Below are 19,709 nucleotides of genomic sequence, written 5' to 3' on the forward strand. Positions count from 1 at the left end.
AAAAATCCTCCTGTTACACGGTATCCATAAAGGTCTTTTCGATGCGGCTGAACAGCACCACGCCGATGACCAGCAGCACGGCAGTCACCGCAAGGCTGTACCACAGGCCGGATACGCTCACGCTGCCGCAGCCCAGCAGGGCCATGCGGAACACCTGCACCGGTGCGGTCATGGGGTTCAGGTTTACGATGGTGCTCAGCAGCGGCTGCTCGGTCAGGCTGGTGGTGGAGTACACCACGGGGGTGGCGTACATCCACAGCTGCACGCCGAAGGTCACGGCGATGGCCAGATCCCGGTATTTGGTGGTCAGGCTGGAAACGATGATGCCCACCGCCAGACCCAGCAGCATCACCTGAATGATGCACACCGGCAGATAAACCACCCAGCCGGTCATGGTCAGGGCGCCGAAGGTTTCCTGATTAAAGAAGAAAATGACCCAGAACACCAGGAACATGGCAAACTGAATGAAAAAGTTGATCGCCGCGGTGAGCACCTGAGACAGGGGGATGGTCAGGCGGGGGAAATACACCTTGCCGAACATGCCCGCATTTGCCACAAAGGTGTTGGCGGTGTTGTTGATGCAGGCGGCAAACATGGTCCACAGGGTGTTGCCCGCCATGATGAACAGAAAGCTGGGCGCGCCCTCGGTGGGCAGCCCGGCGATGCCGCCGAAGATCACGTTAAACAGGATGGTGGTGATCAGCGGATTCAGCAGAATCCACAGCGGGCCCAGAATGGTCTGCTTGTAGATCACCGCGAAGTTGCGCTTGGTGAACAGGGTCACCAGATCCCGGTAATGCCAGAGTTCTTTCAGATCAATGTCGAACCAGCCGGTGCGGGGTTTCACAACGGTGGTCCACTGCTGTTCGTTGGGCTTGGCCATCAGCGTATTTCCCTTTCTATTGCGTAATCAGATGCGTAATCAGACAAGAAAAAGCGATAAAATATCATGTCATTATACCATGCCATGGCAAAAAAATCAAAAACGGGCCGGGCGGCTGAACCGCTGGCCAATGGCCTCCAGCTTGCCGTACAGATCCGGCCTGTTTTCCCGCAGCTTCCACAGCCGGGCCACAAGGGCGGGGCTGCGGCGGCGCATGGCCCATGCCAGCGGCGAAAAACGGCCCGCAGCCTTCAGCGCGTCGCAGAGGGCGGCGGTTTCGGGCCAGCTCAATACGGCCCGGGCCCGGGCTTTCCGGTCGGCTTTGCCGCCTTCGCCCCGGGCAAGGGTATCCTGCACGCCGTCCGCAATGGTGCATACCCAGCTGTGGCGGATGGCGGTCAGGTCGGCGGCGGGGCAGTGGAATGCCTGCTCGCAGTCCGCCGTAAGGCGGCCGAACAGCCGCATCCACAAATCGCAGAAATCCGGCCGGTAGCGCTGGGTCAGGCTGTTTTCGTTTTCTGCCGTTTCGTAAAAGGTCTGGGGCTCACGCAGCTTGAAAAAACCCGCGCCGTCCAAGGAGAAAAAGGCCCTGCAGTAGGCAAGGCAGAACAGAAGATCCTCGCCCAGCGAATACTCCGGGTCAAAGCGCAGGGCGGCAGCTTCGATCTGCTGGCGGTCAAACAGCTTGTTCCAGGGCATGGAAAGGCAGCAGTCCAGATACATCCAGCCGGTCTTTTCCACTCCAAAAGCCTCGCCCTCGCAGCAGGCGGTCTGGGGCAGAGCCTCCGGCTGGCAGGCAAAGGGCCAGACCACCAGCCGGTCCGGGTTTGCCTGCTGCGCGGCCAGCGCGCTTTCCAGCGCATGGGGGGCCAGGGCGTCGTCCGCGTCCACGAACACCACCCAGCGCCCGGCGGCAGCGGCAAGGCCCGCGTTGCGGGCGGTGGAAACGCCGCCGTTTTTCTGGTGGATCACCCGGACCCGCTCATCCGCCAGCGCAAGAGCGTCGCACAGGCCGCCGCTGCCGTCGGCGGAGCCGTCGTCCACCAGAATCAGCTCCAGTCGGCTGTGGCTCTGGGTCAGGATGCTTTTGGCGCAGCGGGGCAGGGTGGCCAGCGCGTTATACACCGGCACGATCACGCTGATCAGGTCCATGGGTTTCATCCTCCATCTGTTGGAACGCCTGCAAAAAGGCGTCGTAATACCGCGGGGCGGAAAATTCCGTTGCCCGCCTGCGGCCCGCCGCCGCCATTTCGGCCCGGCGGCCGGGGTCGGCCTTCAGGGCCAGAACGGATTCGGCAATGGCGGCGGGAAGCGAATCATCCCGGGGCAGAAGAATGGCGTTGCTGCCCGCGGCGTATTCCGGCAGACCGCCGCTTTGGGTGGCGATCAGCGGGCAGCCCGCCGCCATGGCCTCCACGGCCACCAGCCCGGCGGCTTCCTCCACCAGCGTGGGCATCACGGTCACCTGAGCCAGATGATAGTATTTGGGCAGCTGCTCAGCCGGAACATAGCCGGTGAAGCGGATGCGCCCGGCCAGCGGCTTTGCCAGCGCTTGCAGCTGCCGGGTGAAGGGGGTCGTTTCGGAAGTGGCAAAGAAGGAGCCGCCCACCACCACCAGCTTCACTGCCGGATCCGGAATCAGGGCCATGGCCTCCACCAGCTTGTGCACGCCCTTGTCCTCCTCCAGCCGGCCACAGAACAGCACCACGAAATCGTCCGCGGAAAGCTCCAGCTGCTGGCGCAGTGTCTCCACCGCCTGCGCATCCGGCGGGGCGGCGAACCGCTCCACGGGCACACAGTTGTAAAGCAGCAGGGCATTTTTCGGGTCGAGGGCGCTGGTGGCAAGCCACTGGCCCCGGATGTATTCGCTCAAAGCCAGCACATGGCCATAGCAGCGATCCAGCAAAGGGGAGGCGTGGGTCAGCCCGTGAAGATGGGCGACCATGCGTTCTTTGCCGAACGCCCGGCTCACCTGCTGCCAGCCGGTCAGGTCGCCGCCCTCTGCCACCAGGTGGTCAGGATGCAGCGCCCGGAGAAAGGGCAGGGCCTGGCTGTAATAAACATTCCAGTGAACGCCGCGGCCCGCCAGCGCCCGCACCCGGCGGGTAAGGCTGTACAGCGCCCGGCGCACAGGCGAAGCGGGGCGCACAAAGCAGAACAGCGTCTGGGAAAAACGGGCGGCCGCAACGGCGGCCTGCTCGTCCAGCACGGTGACCACCGCCAGCTCCATCCGCCGCCGGGTCTGGTTTTCCTCCACCAGACGGGTGGCAAGGCCCTCCACCGCGCCGCCCTTCACGGCAGGCACCGGCAGGGCGGGGGGCATGAGCAGAGCGGCCCGGGGCAGCTCTTTCTTCGGGGGCAGCGGCAGCGGCCGGGTGCACCAGCGCAGGCAGCTGAGCTTTTCAGGCAGGGTCAGTTCCCCGCAGGTTTTCAAAAGAGGCAAAAGGCAGCGCAGCTCTGCCTGCGTGCTGTGCCAGCGGGCCGCGATGGGCCAGCTCAGCTCGATTTTCACTCCGGCGCACAGGGAAAGATACCGCCGGAAGCAGGCGGCCAGCGCCTTGTCCAGCAGGGGCTTGTCAAAGCCCTCGTCCCGGAAAAAGCGGCACCAGTCCGCGTGGGCAGTTACCCCGTCAAAGCTGCCGGGGCTGATGCCGCTGCGGCAGATGCTGCCCTGTCGCAGCCGGTAGCGATAAAGCGGCTCGGTCAGGCAGGCCACCTTCTTGCAGGCGGCAAACAGCCGGTGGGCCACTGCGTCGTCCTCGTGGATCAGCCCCTCCGGGTAGCGCAGCTGCTCCCACAGGCTGCGTTTGTACAGCTTGTTCCAGGCCACCGTGTAGCAGGTGGCATTGGGGCCGAAAAATTCCGCCAGCAGCGCTTTGCCGGAAAAGCTTCCGGCCGCGGCGGGCGCGGTGATCTCGGGATGCTCCAGCGGCGAGCCGTCCTCGTTCACGTCCTCCACCGCGCACAGGGCCATATCCGCCCCGGCGGTGTGCAAGGCGGCGTGCAGCCGCTCCAGATAATCCGGGGCCACCAGATCGTCCGAGTCCACAAAGGCGAGAAATTCGCCCGTTGCGGCGGCAATGCCGGAATTGCGCGCGGCGGAAAGCCCGCCGTTCTGCCGGTGGATCACCCGCACCCGGGCATCCTGCCCGGCATAGACGTCGCACAGTGCGCCGCAGCCGTCCGGGCTGCCGTCGTCCACCAGAATCAGCTCAAAGTCAGCAAAGGTCTGGCCCAGAATGCTCGCCACACAGGCGGGCAGAAACGCCTCCACCTTGTAAACGGGAACGATCACGCTGATCGCGGGCATGGCTCAGGCCTCCTTTTCGCGGTCCATTTTTCCCCGGGCCGCCGCCAGCTTGTAGCACAGCGCGGGACTTACACAGAACAGCACCGCCCGGAACTTTTCAAACCCGGGCACATGGGGATTCGAGAGGATACGGGGCAGCAGCTTATTCAGCTTTTTCTTGTGCGCCGCAAAGCCCTGTTTCAGCTCGGCGGGCATGGGCCCGGCCAGATTGGCGTGCACATAAAACAGGTAGAACACCTGCCAGTAGCGGGCCACCGCCCAGGCGGAAAGATCCTCATAGCCGGGTTTGCCGGCGAAAAAGTCCACCCAGCCGCCGTACAGGCGAAGATCGTCCAGCCGCTTGGCCGAGAAGGCCAGCGCGGTCATGCTGCCGGTGCGGGTGCGGTAGTAATAAAGCGGCTCGTTGGAGAGCACGATCTCGTTGCCGTCGTAGATTTTGTCCATGATGTTGGCGTCGTCGCCGTAGAACATGGTCTCGTCGTGGCGCACGTTTGCAAAAAGCCGGGCGTCGTACAGCTTGTTCCAGGTGACCATGGAATACATGCCGCCATTTTTGAACACGTCCAGAAACTGTTCCAGCGCGTCGTGACGGCCTAAAAATTCCTCGGGCAGGGTGACCCCGCGCTTGAGAAAATTGCCTTTTTCGTCGATGCACACCGCGCCGCAGGCCGCCAGCGGGCAGCCGCTTTCCTTCACGGTGTTGTACAGAGTTTTTAAGAAATCCGGATGCAGCAGATCGTCGGAATCCACATAGCTGATGTAGTCGCCGGTGGCGGCGTCCAGCCCGGCGTTGGCCGCGCTGGCGGGGCCGCCGTTTTTCTTGTGCACCACCCGGATGCGGGGATCGGTTCTGGCCAGCTCGTCGCACAGTTCGCCGCAGCCGTTGGGGCTGCCGTCCTCCACGAGAATCAGCTCAAAATCGGCAAAGCTCTGGGCAAGGATGCTCTGCACGGTCAGGGGCAGATAATCCTTTGCGTCGTATACGGTGGTGATGATGCTGATGGCGGGCATGGGATGCCTCCTTATCAAAAAATATCAGATCAGCGTTTGCCCTTCAGGCGCAGGGGCAGCAAGGCGCGCCCCGCGTTTTTCTTCGCGGCGGCTTTGCGCAGCCAGCCGTTGTAAAGGCCCTGCCGGCCTTCCAGCCGGGTCATCAGGGCGGTGTGCCACATGGGGTTCGCAAACAGCTTTTCCAGCCCGACCTTACGCTCTTCCAGGGTGTAGGGCTTGGAGGAATCGGTGAGCAGATCGAAAAAGCTCACCGCGTCCCAGGGCAGCTGGGCGGCGGCCAGCTGGGGATACAGCTCGCTCTGGCCGCACTGCTCCAGAAAACGCCGCACCCCGTGCAGCACCCGCTGGCTGGTTTCCATATTGTCCAGCGTGGCGGCCCGGGTCAGGGTCTGGGCGTGGTTCCAGTATTCGTAATAAATGCCGTCCAGATGCTCCATCTTCCCCAGATTGGCAAAACAGGCGAAGTTGAACTGGATGTCCTCGCCGGTGCGCAGGGTTTCGTCCAGCGAAAGGCCCAGCCCCTTGATCAGCTGGGTGCGGTAGACCTTGTTGCACAGCGAGAAGAACTGGTTGGCCCGGTAATACTCGATGAAATGGGGCCAGAACTCCTCCAGCGAGGCGGCGGAAAAGGCGGGGTACACCGCCTCGGTGAAGCCGGTGTCGCTGCAGAACGAGAAGTTGAAGCTGACCAGATCCAGCTCCCGGTTCTCCATGGCCTGCACGGTCTTTTCAAAGGCCTTGGGCAGCAGCACGTCGTCTGCGTCCACAAAGGTGATGTAGCGCCCTTCGGATGCCTGAATGCCCGCGTTCCGAGCCGCCGCCGCGCCCTTGTTGGTCTGGGTCAGCACCCGCACCCGTTCGTCCTTGCGGGCGAACTCGGCGCACAGGTCGGCGGTGCGGTCGGTGGAACCGTCGTTCACCAGAATCAGCTCGAACCAGGCAAAGCTCTGATCCAGCACGCTCTGCACGCTTTTTTCAAGATATTCCTCCCCGTTGTAAACGGGCATGATACAGCTTAATACAGCCGCCATAGATATGTTTGCCTCCTTGGGAAAATGAAATCACAGCGCATGGCTGGTGCTGCATCGCAGCCAGCACCAGAGCGCCATGGGAAAGGCCAGCCGCAGCCCCACGCAGATGCGGTAGGGCAGGGCCATCAGCCGGTTGGAATCCGCCGCCAGCCAGGCGGCCAGCGCCTTTCGGGCGTCCGGCAACGCCAGCATCCGGGCAAAGGCCCGGCGGTATCCCCACAGGGAAAGGGGCCCCTTGCGGCTCATGAGAACCGACATCTGGGCCACCGCTACATTGCCCTGCCGGGCAGCGGCCAGCGCGGCGGCCTGCGCTTCGTTCAGCCCGTAATGGGCGGCGAACTGCAGCAGCGCCGCCCGGGTGGCCTGCTCCGCATCCAGCAGATCCGCCCGCAGCGACCGGGAGAGCGAGCCCTCGCCGGTGTGGTCACAGGCGTAGTAGTTGGTGGGCACAAAGCGAACCGGCCCGCAGCGCTGCAAAGCCAGCAGGTTGAACAGAAGGTCCTCGTTGATCTTCAGCGCCGGGTCAAAGCGAACCGGGCCGATCACATGGGCCTTGTAGATTTTGTTGTAGGGGGCCGCGAACTGGCCGGTGGTCACCAGATACCGCTCAAACTCACCCGCCAGCGCGGCAAGGCTCTCAAACGCTGCGTCCGGCAGGGGCGGCTCCGGGATGTAACCCACATTTTCCACCCCGAAGAACAGCACGTCCGCGCCCTGTTCCAGAATGGGCAGGGCCGCTTCGTAAAGGCCGGGAAGCACCCAGTCGTCCGCGTCCACAAATTGCAGATAGCGCCCGGAGGCGGCGTCCAGCCCGGCGTTGCGGGCGGCGCTGGCCCCGGCGTTTTTCTGGTGGATCACCCGAACCCGGCTGTCCTGCTCGGCCAGACGGTCGCACAGTGCGCCGCTGCCGTCCGGGCTGCCGTCGTCCACTAAAATCAGCTCCAGGTCGGCAGGCGCCTGACGGAGAATGCTGTTTGCGCATTTTTCCAGAGTGGCCTCGGCCCTGTACACCGGCACGATCACGCTGAAGGAAGGCTGGTTCATGTGCTTTTCCCTCCCGTGAATTTGCGGACTACCAGCGAAAGGCAGCGCCCCGTGAAATAGAAGGGGAACAGCACCTTTGCGGAAAGGGGCATTCGGCCCATCAGCCGCACAAAGGGCCACAGCTCGCCGTATTTGATCCGGTCGATAAAGGGGTAAAAGCTGCCGGCGCACAGGCATTTGGCAAAGGGATACTTGCCCTTCCAGTAGCGGCGGCTGGTGTTTACCACGTCCAGAAAATCGGCGTATTTTTTCAGTGCGCTCTGGGTGCCGTTGTAGTTCTGGTGGTTCTGGTCGGTGCCCGCCACCCGGTAGGCGGAGAGCGCCTCGTTCATTACGAACACCCTGCCCTTGTCCAGATACAGCATGCACAACGCAAAGTCTGCGATGCTGCGGTTGGCGGTCACATAGTCATAAAGTTCCCTGTCCGCCGGGTCGAAGATGTTCTTCACAAGGCAGGCGGTGCAGGAGTAGGTCACGCCGGCCAGAAACAGCTCCATGGTGGCGTCCCTGCCCAGAATGCGGGGATCGTCCGGCAGGGTGCCGTAGGTGTTGCCCGCATCATCGGTGAGCAGCAGGGTGTGACTCACCGCCAGATAGTCCGGGTGAGCGCGCAGAAAATCCACCTGCTTTTGCAGTTTGTGGTAATCCCGCCACCAGTCGTCGCCCTCCAGTGTGCAGACGTACTGGCCCTTCGCGGCGCACAGGCCCTCGTACCAGTTGCGGCTGATGCCCGCGTTCTGTTCGCGCAGGTTCAGCCGGATGATGTCCGGGAAGCGGGCCGCGTAGTCCTGCAGGATGGCGCGGGTGCCGTCCGTGCCGCAGTCCTCGGAAATATAAACTTCAAAGGGAAAATCGGTTTTCTGGGCCAGCACGCTGTCGATGGCCTTGCCGATATAGCGCTCCTGATTGTAGGTGGTGATGAGCACCGTTACCAAGGGCTGGTTCACGGTTTTGCCTCCTTCGTGCCGCAAAGCTGATTGTACAAAGCCATCTGCGCGGCGGCAATGGCCTTCGGGTCGTGGTCTGCCATGGCCCGGGTCCGGGCGGCTTTGCCCATGGCCTCGGCCCCGGCGGGGTCGTCCAGCAGGGCAAGCACCGCCTGCGCCATCTGATCGGGCCGGGCAGGGTCGAACAGCAGGCCCTCCTTCTTGTCCTCCAGCATACTGGGCACGCCGCCCACGTTCGCGGCGGCGCAGGGCATGCCCAGAAGCATTGCCTCGCCCAGCGAATTGGGGCTGTTTTCCAGGCTGCTGGGCAGCAGAAAGACGCTGCTCTGCAAAAAGCAGGTTTTCATGGCTTCGGCGTTCAGCACGCCGGTGTAGCGGATGCGGTCCGCCACGCCCAGACGGCGGGCAAGCTGGTCCAGATAACCGGGATACTCCGCCAGCCAATTCATCACCGGCTGCAGCAGCGCACCCTTGCGGGGCGGGGGCCAGCCAGCCACATCCACCTGCACGTCCGGGTACCGGGCGGCGATGGCGGGCAACGCCTCGATCACCCGGTGCAGACCCTTCAGCGGGGTGTTGCCCTGGCTCACGAAAATGCGGGGCCGGCGCAGCGGATCCCGCTGCCAGCCGCCGGAGTAAAAGGGCGCACGCAGAATCTCGTTCAATTTGTAATAGCGGGCCTGTGGATTCACCGAAGCGGTGAAGGCCTTGTCCCATTCGGTGCGGCCCAGCACGTTCCGGGCAAGGGCAAAGACCTTTTTCTCCGCCTCGCCCTGATCCAGAAGCCGCTGGCGCAGCTGATACACGGTGGCCCCGCCGAACCGGGCGGTGACCGTCTCCTTCAGGGGCTGGCGGCGCAGAAACCGCTCGGGCAGGCCGTCCGCCATGTGCTCGCCGCAGGGGCCCGCAAGGCCCTGAATGTAGATCAGAACCTTTTCGGGGTCAAAGGTTTCCAGCGCCCACACCGGGTGGTCGTTTTCGGTGCCGAACACCTGCACCAGCTCCGGCTGCTCGGCGTCCAGCACCTTTTTCAGGGCAGAAGCACCCTCTGCGGTGGGGAAAGCCCAGTATACGGTATCGTCGATTTCACGGCGCTCGGTTCTGGTCACGGCAAAATTATGAGCGCACAGGATGATCTCCACCGGCTGCTGCGCCATTGCCTGATACAGCGCCGTCACCCAGCTGCCACTGGCCTGCACCGGCAGATCCAGCGCACGGGCCAGGGGAGCGGGAAGAAAATTCAAAAGCCAGAGTACCTTCATGGTTCAGCCTCCAAGGGTCTGTTCCAGGCAGCGGGCCGCCGCCTGGGGCGTATTGGATTCAAACAGCCGCGCGGCCTCTTCAAAGGGCAGGCGGCAGCGCCCCTTTTCGGACAGAAATGCCGAAAGACGGGCCAGCACATCCGGCCCGGTGCCCTCCGGTTCCAGCAGGGTCAGGGCAAGGGGCCAGCGGTCAAAGTAAGGGCGGCAGGGGTCGTTTTCCAGCTTGGCCAGATGCAGCACCGGCCGGCCCGCCGCAAAGTATTCAAAGATCTTGCTGGGCACCTGGTTGTCCACCCCGTTGCCCAGGCTCAGCAGTACGTCCGCCTTTGCCAGCTCTTCTGCGGCCTGTTTTGCGGGCAGTGGGCCGGTGACGATCAGCCGGTCGCCCAGAATCTTCCGGTAGGGCTCCAGCAGATCGGCGGGATAGTTCTCCCAGCCGCCGCCCACGAATACCAGTTCCAGATTCGGATCGTTCAGTGCGCAAAACAGCTCCAGCGCATAATGAGGGGTGCGCAGCTCGGGATACAGACTGCCCACGAATACACACCGCAGCCGGCTGCTTTTGCCGGTAACGGCAGGCGCGGCGGGCGGGGGCACCAGACTGGGAAAATCCAGCACATGGGCCTTGCCTGCAAAACGCTCCAGCGGTGCGCCGGGAGCGTAGTACTGTTTCATGGCCGGGGCAATGAATACCGCGTCCAGCGCTTCCAGCAGCTGTTTTTCCCGGTCGAAGGCGCCGGGAGCGTTGTAGCTGCGGTTGGCCGCGTAGGGGTCCATCTGCCAGCTGGCCTTTTTGCCGCCGAAGCGGGCGGCGGCAAGGGCAAAGCTGCCCGCGTAGGGAGCAGCCACCGCCACCGCCGCGTCAAAATGGCAGCGGGCGTCCAGCGCTTCGATGGCCTTTTTCGCCGCCGAGATGCGCCGGGGCTTTTTGAAGGCGATCTGCCGTACCGCGGCCAGAGCCGCCGCCGGATGGGCGCAGAGCTTTAACAGCCGCAGGGGCACCGGGGTGCCGCCCGGGTTGCCGAATTCCAGCACCCGGTTCATCACCCGCTCGTCCGAAAAGGGCAGCAGCGTCCGGCCGCAGCCGGGCAGTTCGGCGGGCAGGGTTTCGCCGTCGTACAGTTCCAGAAAATGCACCGTGTGGCCCCGCTGCGCCAGCAGCGCCGCCGCCCGCCGGGCAATGGCCGGGGTGGGGGCAAGGGGGAATTCCACACTGTCCAGAATGCAAAGCAGTTTCATGAAAAAACCTCGAAAAAGGGCCGGTCAGCGCCGGTCGGTGAGCATCAGTTGGCACAGCCCGGCGTAGAAAATGCCGCCCCAGCAGGAGAGCATGGCCGCCAGCTTCATGGCGTGGGAAAGGTGCCGGTTTTTCAGCGCCCTGCCAAGCCCGGCGCGAATCTCTTTTTTCAGAGACTTGTGCTCGGAATCAAAATCCCGGGCGTTGGCCTGACGCAGAATCATGCTGTTCAGATACAGCAGCTTTTCATAGTAAAATGCCTCGGCAGAGGCCTCCAGCGGGCCGCCGCGGGCGGTATCCAGAATGGTGCGGGCCACGAAAAGCTGGTCGGTGAGCATCCGCTCCTGCAGGGGCCGGTGCGTGGTGGATTCCGCATGCTGGCGGTAATAGTAGCCCACAAAATCCACAAAGGCCATGCCGCCGGCGTGCTGCAGGATGTTCCAGTTCAGATACAGGTCCTCGTTGTATACCACCGGCGAATAAAAGGGTACATCATCGAACAGATTCCGGGCATACAGCTTGTTGCAAAGGCTGTATTCCACCCGCTTGTCGTGCATCAGGGCGTCCAGATGGGCGGGGCTTTCCAGCACCAGAAAATCCTCCGGGCCGCTTTCCGGCTGAGGTACCGGACCGTAAAAGGGGATGAAGCGGCAGCCCGCCACCGGCAGGGTGGTGGAAAGGCACTCTTCCAGCAGAAGCCGCACCATTTCGGGATGCAGCAGGTCATCGCCGTCCACAAAGCTGATGTATTCGCCACGGCTGTGGGAAACACCGGTGCCCCGGCCGCCGATGATGCCCAGGTTTTCCTGATGAATGGTGCGAAAGCGGCTGTCCCGCAAGGCAAAGTCATCGCACACCTGGCCGGAGCCGTCCTGGCTGCCGTTGTCGATCATCAGCACCTCCAGATTGCGGTAGCTCTGGGCGGCGATGCTTTCCAGGCAGGGCAGCAGATAGTCGCCGGTGTTGTACACCAGCACCACCACTGAAACGAGGGGGGTCTGATTCATGAGCGGGGTCCTCCTGCGGTTGGGTCATAGCTTTGGGCAAGGCCCAGATAAAAATTGGTCAGCCAGGCGGCAGTCTGGCGGATATCGTATCCCGCCGCGGCGATCTGCTGCCGGGGAGAAGATCGCACCGGCCGGTTTTCCATCGCCTGTTCCAGGGCGGTTCTTGCCCAGACCTCATCGCTGCTTTCCAGTGCAAGCTGCTTTACCAGCGGGGTTATACAGACTTCACTGGTGATGGTGGTGGCCGCGGTTATGGGCAGGCCGGCCGCCTGCGCCTCGACCAGAGTCACCGGCAGCCCCTCGTGCAGGGAGGGGAACAGAAAGCCGTCCATGCCCTGCAAAAGGCGGGGAATATCCTCCCGGCTGCCCAGAAAATGTACGCAGTCGGCAAGGCCCAGCCGGGCGGCCTTCTGGCGCATTTCGTCCAGCAGAGGGCCGGTGCCCGCCAGCAGCAGGGCGCTGCCGGGAGCCTGCTTGTGGATGAGGGCAAAGATATCCAGAATGCGGTCGTGGTTCTTCTGGGGGGTGAACCGGCCCACATGGCCGAACACCAGGCATTCGTCCGAAATTCCGAACTCCTCCCGCACGCTGGCCCGGGCCATCTCGTTCACTGCGAAACGCTCCGGGTCGATGCCGTTGAGCAGAATGTGCGCCCGGTTTGCCTCAGGGCCGAACATCCAGTCTGCCGCCGCCCGGGAGCAGGCGAACAGATGGGTGGCGTTGGGCAGCACCATGTTTCCGTAGTAGTCCTTCACCACCTGGAAGGCCAGCCCTCCCTCATTCCGGGTGTTGTGGCTGTGGGCGATGCGCACCGGAATGCCGGCCTTTTTTGCCTGCCGCATCACAAGGCCGCTGAATTTGTCCATGTGGGAATGCACAATGGAATAGCGGGGGCTTTGAGCCAGCACCCTGTCCAGCGCATGGGTGTAGACGAAGGGGCCCTTCTGGGTGATGAAGGGGATGCGGTGGATCACACCGCCCAGCGCTTCGATCTCGCTTTCGTACACACCGGGAAAGGAGCTTACAAAATCGAACTGCACCGCGTCCCGGTCGATGCAGCGATACAGATTCATGATCAGGCTTTCGTAGCCGCCGTGGGCCAGACCGGCCACGCAGTGCAGAACGCGCACAGCCGCCATACAAGGCACCTCACTTTTGCCCGGCGAAAGTCTTCCTGCTTTCGCACGCAATAATACAGCTTATAGTATAACAAAAAGCCCGGGCTTTGCAAAGCCCGGGCAAAAAGGAAAAACCGGCCCCGTGCGCGGCACGGAACCGGTTTGAAGGATCAGGGATTGACGTAATTGCGAACCAGCGCCTGCAGCAGATCGTCGCGGTCCACACGGCGGATCAGCGAGCGGGCGTTTTTATAGGTGGTGATATAGGTGGGGTCCTCGGACAGGATATAGCCCACCAGCTGGTTGATGGGGTTGTAACCCTTTTCCTTCAGTGCGTCGTAGACCTCCTGCACAACGGCACGGATCTCCCGGTCGCGGTCATCATAAATGGAGAATACAGCGGTAGGATCAGACATAAAATGGCCCCCCTTTTGCAGAAGAATCAATTTAGATACAGTATACCCCATTTGCTGGCGGAATGCAAGAGCTGCCGGGGCCAAGGTTTACAAGGAACGGGGACTGTGCTATACTTACACTGACTTTTTATGACTATTTAAAAGAGGTATTGTTACATTATGACGAAACAACGCAGCTGGATATGCCGAAACTGGTTTTGGCTGGCCTGGGCCGCGGCAGCGGCCGGGCTGGTCTGGCGGGCGCGGTTCTGCATCGCGGGCGAGGAGGAGAGCTATTTCCTCACGCAGGCATACTCGTATTTGCAGGGCTGGATTCCCACGGCGGAGATCTGGGGCGCAACCCAGTTCAGTTCCATGATTTTCATGCCGCTGGCGGCGTTGTTCCACGGGCTTACCGGCGGATGGGATGGAGTCTATCTGTTTTTGCGGCTGTGCTACATCGGGCTTGAGTGTGCAGTGAGCGCGGCAGCGTTTTTTCTGCTGTGCCGGTTTACCACCCGCAACTGGGCGGCCTTCGGCGCGCTGCTGGCGCTGCTGTTCACGCCGCTGAATCTGAATACCTTTTCCTATAACTCTCTGGGCATGCACTTCACGCTGCTGTTCGTGCTGCTGGCGCTGTTTGGCGCACGGCAGGGCGGCTGGTGGCCTGCCGTTCTGGCCGGGGCCTGCTTTGCCCTGGCGCTGGAGGCCTACCCGCCCATGATCGTGCTGGTGCCGGTTTGCCTGCTGTTGCTGGTTCAGTATCCGGCGGGGCGGCGGCTGCGCTCCTTCGGCTGGTTCTGCCTGGGCGGGGCGGCGGTGTTCGCCGTGTTTGCGGCGGAGCTTCTGATCCGTGCACCCCTCAGCGTTTATCTGGAGAATTTCGGCAATCTGCTGATCGCGGACAGTGCCCATCAGGGCAGCGGCGGCATTGTGGCCGAGATCATCAGCTGGCTGGCCAGCTGCCGCTGGTGGTACGGCACCGCCATCATTCTGGCCTGCGGTGCGCTGTGGGTGCTCTGCGGTGCGGCGCGGCTGGCGGTGTGCCGGGGCAAAACGCTGCCCCGGGCGGCGTGGGTGGCGCTGGCGGTGCTGGTGTTTGCGGTGGCCGTGTGGGGCCTTGTGATGCTGCCCCGGGGCGAAAAGTTTTACAGCAACATGAAGTGGTTCATCCCCGGCCTTCTGTGGCCGGCGGTGCTCTTCCTGTGCTGGCCCAGGGACATCCTGCCCGGCCTGACCCTCTGCGTAACCGGTATGCTGTATGCGGTGGGCGTGTTCTACGGCTCGGATCTGGGCGTGGTGAACGGCAGCTACGGCTGTTTCTTCTGTGTGCTGGGCGAGCTGGTCTGGCTGGGCCAGTGTCTGGCTGCCTGTCGGCCCCGGCGGCCGGAGCTGGCCCTGCGGCGGCTGCTGGCGGTGGCGCTGGCGCTGCTTTTGCCGGTGCAGCTGGGCTACATGCGCTTTTTCTATGATTCCTTCGGCAACCCGGCCCGCTGCACCGTGCGGGTGAGCGAGGGCATTATGACGGGCCTGTGGCTGGAGCCGGAAAAGGCCGAGGCCTATGAGGGCGTGCTGCGGGATGTGGCGGCCAATGTGCCCGCCGGCGCAAAGCTGCTGGTGCTGGATATTCTGCCCTATGCTTATATGCTGAATGACTATGTGGTGTGTGCCCCTACTCCCTGGATCAACGATGTGGGCGACGAGCAGAATCGAATTTTCTACGAAAAGAACCCGAATCTGGTGCCGGAGTATGTGTTCATCGCCCAGGAAAAGACCGGCTTTTCCAACCGGGCTGATACCTCGGCGGAAAGCCTGCCGGAGGGATATATCAAGGAGATGCTGCTCCAGTCGGGTGTGGAACGCACCGAGACCGAAAGCGGCACGTTTTACAAGCTGCCCTGAAAAGATGTGGAAATCCAGCTGCGCAGGCTTGCTGCCGGCGGCACGCTGAAGTGAATTGAGCCGCAGCGGCGTTATCTTAGGAAGAAGATTGTAGAAGGAGAACTGCACATGGCGCAGAATGACACAACCCCACAGCAGAAACGCCGGCTGGTGCTGCTGAGCCTGGGGCTTGCGCTGGCCTTCGGGGTACTGAGTCTGTTTGCCAGCCCCTCCAGCTGGCCGCATGATGACTGGGATATTTCGCTGGTTCTCAGCGGCTGCTTTGACCCAAGCGGTCAGATCAATTTTGTGAATATCCTGCTGGGCTTTCTCATCAAGGGGCTGGGGCTTGTCAGCACCACGGTAAACTGGTATTTCTGGCTGCGATGGGTCTTTACCGTGCTGGCTTTTGCCGCATTCACCTATACCGCTTTTCTGTTCCTGCCCGCCGGGCTGGCGCTCACGGTGGACGGCCTGTTCAAGTTCCTGTTCTGGCAGGTGTGTATGGTGGAGACAAACTTCACCCGCAATGCCGGGCTCTGGGCCGCGGCGGCGCTTGCTCTGCTGGCGCTGTATACATGGAAGCGGGCAGGGCGATGGGCCTTCCGGGGCGGGCTGCTGTTCTGGTGCATGGGATATCTGTGGCGGCCCAAAGCGGCGCTGCTGGTTGCCCCCTTTGCACTGGTGCTGATCCTCTATTCGCTCCTGTGCCGCATGAAAACTTTGACGGACTGGAAGGCAGCTCTGTCCGGCGTGGTGAAAAATCGCCGGGGGATTATGGCGCTGGTCGGCTGCGTGCTGATCACTGCGGTGGCGCAGGGGGCCCAGCTGGCCTTCTGGTGCCAGCCGGAATGGGCGGCGTTCAAATCCTTCAGCGACGACCGCTCTTCCTTTGTGGATTATTCCACCGGTGGCTGGGAGAAAAACCAGCGGGCGCTGGAAAGCGCCGGATTCACGGAAAACGACTACTGGTGCATGGAACACCAGAGTTTTGCAGACCCGGAGTTCTTCGATGCAGACCGGATGAACCGGCTGGCGGATCTGCGGGCGGAAAAACCTGCCCCCGCAGAGTTTGTTTCGGGGCAGGTAATTCCGTTTCTGGTGAAACTGCCGTTTCAGGTAAAGAGCTTTCTGGGCTTTTGCCTGGTGGGAGGAATTCTGTTCCTGCTGGGGGACTGGCGGCGCCGCGTTGCAATTCTGTGCACGGGCGCCGGAAGCCTTATGATCTGTCTGGGCCTGCTCTGGATGGGGAACCTGCCCGAACGGGTGATGGAAGCGGTGTTTGCCGCCGCGTTGTTTACTGCGGTGCTGTTGGGAATTCGGAAGCACAGAGGTATCCGGCTGCGCAGGGGTGGTATTGTTGCGGGTGCGGCGGTATTCCTGCTTTGCAGCGCAGTGAGCGTGGCCCGCGTGGCAGACCGGCTGGCCATGCCGCGGGTGAATACCATCGAGAACGGAACCACCGGTGTGCAGTCGGTGGATATTGCCGCCACCGATGAGGAGCATGTGTATGTCTGGAACATTTACAGCGCCTACAATCGTGTGCAGCAGGCCTATGGTCTGACTGCGCTGCCCGAGCGGGATTTCTTTTCCCACAATACGATTCTGGGCGGCTACCATGAGCAGAGCCCCTATATGAAAAAAAGCCGGGCAGCCATGGGAATTCACAATCCCATGCGGGCGCTTGTGGAAAATGAAAACGTGCTTCTGGCCGATGATTACGAGCCGGAGCGGATTCTCCGGTATGTGCAGCAGCACTATGAACCGGAAGCGGCGCTGAGTTCCGCAAAGGATCTGGGCGATTTCTGGGCGCTCAAGATCACGCCGCCCATGCAAAGTGAAGAAAGAAAGCCGATCGAATGGGAGATGCAACCCCTGCAGAACGCGCCCACCAGCCGCAGCGGCTGGTATACAACAAGAGGGAAGGCCAAAGGTCTTCCCTCTGATGGGGCGCTATGGCTCAGGGCGAGCCGTGCGGACGGTAAAAACCGCTGCTACCGGCTGGTGCGGGGCGAAAACGGCGAATTCACCGCCGGCCTGTATCTGGACTGGGCCGAGCCGCAGGAGCTGACCTTCACCCTGCTCTGGCAGCAGGACGGAAAAATTATGGAAAGCGAACGCCTGGTGTGAACAGCGAACACCGAAAAAACAGCGAATACCGGAGCGCTCCGGCACCCCGGATGAATAACATAAGGGAGTTTTAAAGTATGATTTCGTTTAATGTGCCCCCGCTGGTAGGAACGGAACTGGACTATGTGAAAAAAGCCATTGAAAACCACAAGATCTGTGGCGACGGCCCCTTCACCAAGGAGTGCAACGCATGGCTGGCAAACCGCTTCGGCGCCCAGAAGGTGCTGCTCACCACCAGCGGTACCACCGCGCTGGAAATGGCCGCCCTGATGTGCGATCTGGAGCCCGGCGATGAGGTGATTCTGCCCAGCTTCACCTTCTCGTCCACCGCCACTGCCTTTGTGCTTGCCGGCGCAAAGCTGGTGTTTGTGGATGTTCGCCCGGATACCATGAACATCGACGAAACGAAAATCGAGGCTGCCATCACCGATAAAACCAAGGTCATCTGCGCCATGCACTACGCGGGTGTGGCCTGCGAGATGGACACCATCATGGACATTGCCCGCCGCCACGGCCTGAAGGTGGTGGAGGATGCGGCTCAGGGTGTGATGAGCACCTATAAGGGAAAAGCTCTGGGCACCATCGGTGACTTCGGCTGCTTCTCCTTCCATGAGACCAAGAACTATTCCATGGGCGAGGGCGGCGCGCTGCTGATCCGGGATCCGGAATACAACGAGCGGGCCGAGATTCTGCGGGAGAAGGGCACCAACCGGGCCAAGTTCTTCCGCGGTCAGGTGGACAAATATACCTGGGTGGATTACGGCTCCAGCTACCTGCCCAGCGAGATGAATGCCGCCTACCTGTATGCCCAGCTGCTGGAGGCAGACCGGATCAACAACGACCGGCTGGCCAGCTGGAACGCCTATTACGAGGCGTTTGCTCCCCTGGAGCAGGCCGGAAAGGTGGAACTGCCTGCCCTGCCCGAGGGCTGCGTGCACAACGCCCACATGTTCTGGCTCAAGCTGCATGATCTGGAGGAACGCACTGCATTTATCCAGCATCTGAAGGACAATGGTGTTCTGGCTGTGTTCCACTATATTCCGCTGCACTCTGCGCCGGCGGGCCTGAAGTTCGGTGTATTTTCCGGTGAGGATGTGTACACCACCAGAGAGAGCGAGCGCCTGGTGCGTCTGCCCCTGTATTACGGGCTGACTGAAGAGGATCGGAACACGGTGATCCGGTCAGTCCTGTCTTTCTGGAAATAAGGCGGAGGGAATCATGCAAACCATAGAGAGTCGGCGCCGGGTGCGCAGTCAGTACGGTGTTGTAGCTCTGCTGTATGCTTTGCTGGGGGCGGCGGTAGCCCGTATGCTGCTGATCCAGGCGGCGGATCCACTGGCGGGAGATTTTGCGCAGCATCTTACCTCGGCCCGCAACCCCCAGGGCAGGGAATATTCTCTGTTTACCATTCTTTATCGGATCATGGACGGACTGTGGCATTCCGATCTGCCCATTGTACTTTTTCTGGTGGCAATGGTGCTGACGGGTGTGTGGCTGTGCGGGTTATTCTTCCGCCGCCACAGTCCAATCAAAAATGTGCTGTTGTCTTCGGTTCTGGGCATTGCCTGCTATTGTGTGGATCCGATCTTTCTGCCCTGGTTGAACCCCTATCGTGTGCTTGGGGTGCAGGCCGGTGGTGTGTGGCACAACCCCACGTTGCTGGGAATCAAGACCATGCTGATGGCACTGGTGCTGGTATACATTTCCATCTGTGAACAGATGGAGGATCTGGGCGCGCCACTGCCAACAAAAAAGTTGCTGCTTTTCTGCGCTCTTCTCACAGTGGCCACATGGATCAAGCCCAATCTGGCCATGAGTGTGGAGCCGGCTATCGCCTTTTTTCTGTTGTTCGATTTGTGCCGACATCGGGGAAAGGGATTCTGGAAGCTGGCGGCGCTTGCGGCCACGGTTATCCCAAGTCTGGTGGTGATCGGGTGGCAGTTTATGGTGTCGTTTACCAATGCGCCGGCAGGGGAAGAGAGTGGTATCACCTTCGCTCTTGGTATGGAGATTATCGTCTGGGCCAGAAGGCCTGTCTGCGCTATTCTGCAATCGCTGGCGTTTCCGCTGCTGGTTCTGGCATTCAGTGTACCCCAGGTGTTCAAGGACCGGAAGTATGGCTTTGCCTGGGCCATTGCCGGGGTGGCCTATCTGGAACATCTTTGCCTGGCCGAAACCGGTGAGCGCGCAGGTGACGGAAATTTCAGCTGGGGTGTTCAGATGGTCATGGTCTATCTGTTCGCGGTCAGTGTGATCCGACTGGTGGAGGACTGGCCCTGGCTGAAGCAAAGGCTTTGGGGCAGGGGAATTGCCGCAGCGGGTGCGGTTCTGTTCTTATGGCACACCTTCTGCGGGGTGCAGTATATTGTTTTGTTTATCCTGAACAAAGGATATTTTATGTAAACGGTACGCGGCAACAAGCCCGGCGGCCGGCATATGGTTGGGAGGAGATG

16 protein-coding genes are annotated in these 19,709 nt (G+C 61.6%); 4 read left to right on the forward strand and 12 right to left on the reverse strand.

Annotated elements, in window-relative coordinates; translation table 11 throughout:
- Positions 1–13 precede the first annotated feature (13 nt).
- From EDD77_RS11965 to EDD77_RS12020, 12 genes are all read right to left on the reverse strand, one after another.
- A complete protein-coding gene (locus EDD77_RS11965) occupies positions 14–883 on the reverse strand; it encodes an ABC transporter permease (protein WP_058963245.1) in 870 nt (289 codons plus the stop codon).
- A 96-nt stretch (positions 884–979) separates the two neighbouring features.
- Positions 980–2,035, reverse strand: a complete 1,056-nt coding sequence (locus EDD77_RS11970) for a glycosyltransferase family 2 protein (protein ID WP_058963246.1) — start codon at positions 2,033–2,035, stop codon at positions 980–982.
- Positions 2,001–4,193, reverse strand: a complete 2,193-nt coding sequence (locus EDD77_RS11975) for a glycosyltransferase (RefSeq protein WP_058963247.1) — start codon at positions 4,191–4,193, stop codon at positions 2,001–2,003. Before EDD77_RS11975 ends, EDD77_RS11970 begins: the two co-directional genes overlap by 35 nt.
- Before the next feature lie 3 nt (positions 4,194–4,196).
- Positions 4,197–5,204: a glycosyltransferase family 2 protein gene (locus EDD77_RS11980; protein WP_058963248.1), complete on the reverse strand. Its 1,008-nt coding sequence runs from the start codon at positions 5,202–5,204 to the stop codon at positions 4,197–4,199.
- 29 nt (positions 5,205–5,233) lie between these two features.
- Positions 5,234–6,235: a glycosyltransferase family 2 protein gene (locus tag EDD77_RS11985; RefSeq protein ID WP_058963249.1), complete on the reverse strand. Its 1,002-nt coding sequence runs from the start codon at positions 6,233–6,235 to the stop codon at positions 5,234–5,236.
- A 30-nt stretch (positions 6,236–6,265) separates the two neighbouring features.
- Positions 6,266–7,279, reverse strand: a complete 1,014-nt coding sequence (locus tag EDD77_RS11990) for a glycosyltransferase family 2 protein (protein WP_058963250.1) — start codon at positions 7,277–7,279, stop codon at positions 6,266–6,268.
- Positions 7,276–8,226 carry a glycosyltransferase gene (locus tag EDD77_RS11995; RefSeq protein ID WP_058963251.1) on the reverse strand — a complete coding sequence of 317 codons (951 nt, stop codon included), beginning with the start codon at positions 8,224–8,226 and terminating at the stop codon, positions 7,276–7,278. The genes EDD77_RS11990 and EDD77_RS11995 overlap by 4 nt, the downstream gene beginning before the upstream one ends.
- Complete coding sequence (locus EDD77_RS12000) at positions 8,223–9,488, reverse strand: glycosyltransferase family 4 protein (RefSeq protein WP_058963252.1); 1,266 nt, start codon at positions 9,486–9,488, stop codon at positions 8,223–8,225. Before EDD77_RS12000 ends, EDD77_RS11995 begins: the two co-directional genes overlap by 4 nt.
- Before the next feature lie 3 nt (positions 9,489–9,491).
- The gene (locus tag EDD77_RS12005; protein ID WP_058963253.1) at positions 9,492–10,727 is read right to left on the reverse strand and encodes a glycosyltransferase; all 1,236 of its coding nucleotides are present in this window, start codon (positions 10,725–10,727) and stop codon (positions 9,492–9,494) included.
- Between the two features lie 24 nt (positions 10,728–10,751).
- Positions 10,752–11,732 carry a glycosyltransferase family 2 protein gene (locus EDD77_RS12010; protein ID WP_058963254.1) on the reverse strand — a complete coding sequence of 327 codons (981 nt, stop codon included), beginning with the start codon at positions 11,730–11,732 and terminating at the stop codon, positions 10,752–10,754.
- The gene (locus EDD77_RS12015) at positions 11,729–12,871 is read right to left on the reverse strand and encodes a glycosyltransferase family 1 protein (RefSeq protein ID WP_058963255.1); all 1,143 of its coding nucleotides are present in this window, start codon (positions 12,869–12,871) and stop codon (positions 11,729–11,731) included. The genes EDD77_RS12010 and EDD77_RS12015 overlap by 4 nt, the downstream gene beginning before the upstream one ends.
- Before the next feature lie 149 nt (positions 12,872–13,020).
- A complete protein-coding gene (locus EDD77_RS12020) occupies positions 13,021–13,266 on the reverse strand; it encodes an IreB family regulatory phosphoprotein (RefSeq protein ID WP_058963256.1) in 246 nt (81 codons plus the stop codon).
- Between the two features lie 159 nt (positions 13,267–13,425).
- On the opposite strand from EDD77_RS12020, the gene EDD77_RS12025 reads away from it, so the two are divergent.
- The 4 genes from EDD77_RS12025 (at position 13,426) to EDD77_RS12040 (ending at position 19,659) form a co-directional block, all read left to right on the forward strand.
- Positions 13,426–15,147, forward strand: coding sequence for a hypothetical protein (locus EDD77_RS12025; RefSeq protein WP_058963257.1), 1,722 nt, complete (start codon positions 13,426–13,428; stop codon positions 15,145–15,147).
- Between the two features lie 108 nt (positions 15,148–15,255).
- A complete protein-coding gene (locus EDD77_RS12030; protein ID WP_058963258.1) occupies positions 15,256–17,256 on the forward strand; it encodes a hypothetical protein in 2,001 nt (666 codons plus the stop codon).
- Positions 17,257–17,333: 77 nt separating this feature from the next.
- On the forward strand, positions 17,334–18,461 hold the full coding sequence (gene rffA / locus EDD77_RS12035) for a dTDP-4-amino-4,6-dideoxygalactose transaminase (RefSeq protein WP_058963259.1): 1,128 nt from the start codon (positions 17,334–17,336) through the stop codon (positions 18,459–18,461).
- Between the two features lie 13 nt (positions 18,462–18,474).
- On the forward strand, positions 18,475–19,659 hold the full coding sequence (locus tag EDD77_RS12040; RefSeq protein ID WP_058963260.1) for a hypothetical protein: 1,185 nt from the start codon (positions 18,475–18,477) through the stop codon (positions 19,657–19,659).
- The last annotated feature ends 50 nt before the right edge of the window (positions 19,660–19,709 follow it).

The organism is Allofournierella massiliensis (assembly GCF_004345265.1).
In the GTDB taxonomy this organism is placed as follows: Bacteria; Bacillota; Clostridia; order Oscillospirales; family Ruminococcaceae; genus Allofournierella; species Allofournierella massiliensis.

Excerpts from the sequence above, each read along its gene's own strand:
- EDD77_RS11965 (WP_058963245.1), bottom strand. The coding sequence starts at position 883 with ATGGCCAAGCCCAACGAACAGCAGTGGACCACCGTTGTGAAACCCCGC.
- EDD77_RS11970 (WP_058963246.1), bottom strand. The coding sequence starts at position 2,035 with ATGGACCTGATCAGCGTGATCGTGCCGGTGTATAACGCGCTGGCCACC.
- EDD77_RS11975 (WP_058963247.1), bottom strand. The coding sequence starts at position 4,193 with ATGCCCGCGATCAGCGTGATCGTTCCCGTTTACAAGGTGGAGGCGTTT.
- EDD77_RS11980 (WP_058963248.1), bottom strand. The coding sequence starts at position 5,204 with ATGCCCGCCATCAGCATCATCACCACCGTATACGACGCAAAGGATTAT.
- EDD77_RS11985 (WP_058963249.1), bottom strand. The coding sequence starts at position 6,235 with ATGGCGGCTGTATTAAGCTGTATCATGCCCGTTTACAACGGGGAGGAA.
- EDD77_RS11990 (WP_058963250.1), bottom strand. The coding sequence starts at position 7,279 with ATGAACCAGCCTTCCTTCAGCGTGATCGTGCCGGTGTACAGGGCCGAG.
- EDD77_RS12000 (WP_058963252.1), bottom strand. The coding sequence starts at position 9,488 with ATGAAGGTACTCTGGCTTTTGAATTTTCTTCCCGCTCCCCTGGCCCGT.
- EDD77_RS12005 (WP_058963253.1), bottom strand. The coding sequence starts at position 10,727 with ATGAAACTGCTTTGCATTCTGGACAGTGTGGAATTCCCCCTTGCCCCC.
- EDD77_RS12010 (WP_058963254.1), bottom strand. The coding sequence starts at position 11,732 with ATGAATCAGACCCCCCTCGTTTCAGTGGTGGTGCTGGTGTACAACACC.
- EDD77_RS12015 (WP_058963255.1), bottom strand. The coding sequence starts at position 12,871 with ATGGCGGCTGTGCGCGTTCTGCACTGCGTGGCCGGTCTGGCCCACGGC.
- EDD77_RS12020 (WP_058963256.1), bottom strand. The coding sequence starts at position 13,266 with ATGTCTGATCCTACCGCTGTATTCTCCATTTATGATGACCGCGACCGG.
- EDD77_RS12025 (WP_058963257.1), top strand. The coding sequence starts at position 13,426 with ATGACGAAACAACGCAGCTGGATATGCCGAAACTGGTTTTGGCTGGCC.
- EDD77_RS12030 (WP_058963258.1), top strand. The coding sequence starts at position 15,256 with ATGGCGCAGAATGACACAACCCCACAGCAGAAACGCCGGCTGGTGCTG.
- rffA (WP_058963259.1), top strand. The coding sequence starts at position 17,334 with ATGATTTCGTTTAATGTGCCCCCGCTGGTAGGAACGGAACTGGACTAT.
- EDD77_RS12040 (WP_058963260.1), top strand. The coding sequence starts at position 18,475 with ATGCAAACCATAGAGAGTCGGCGCCGGGTGCGCAGTCAGTACGGTGTT.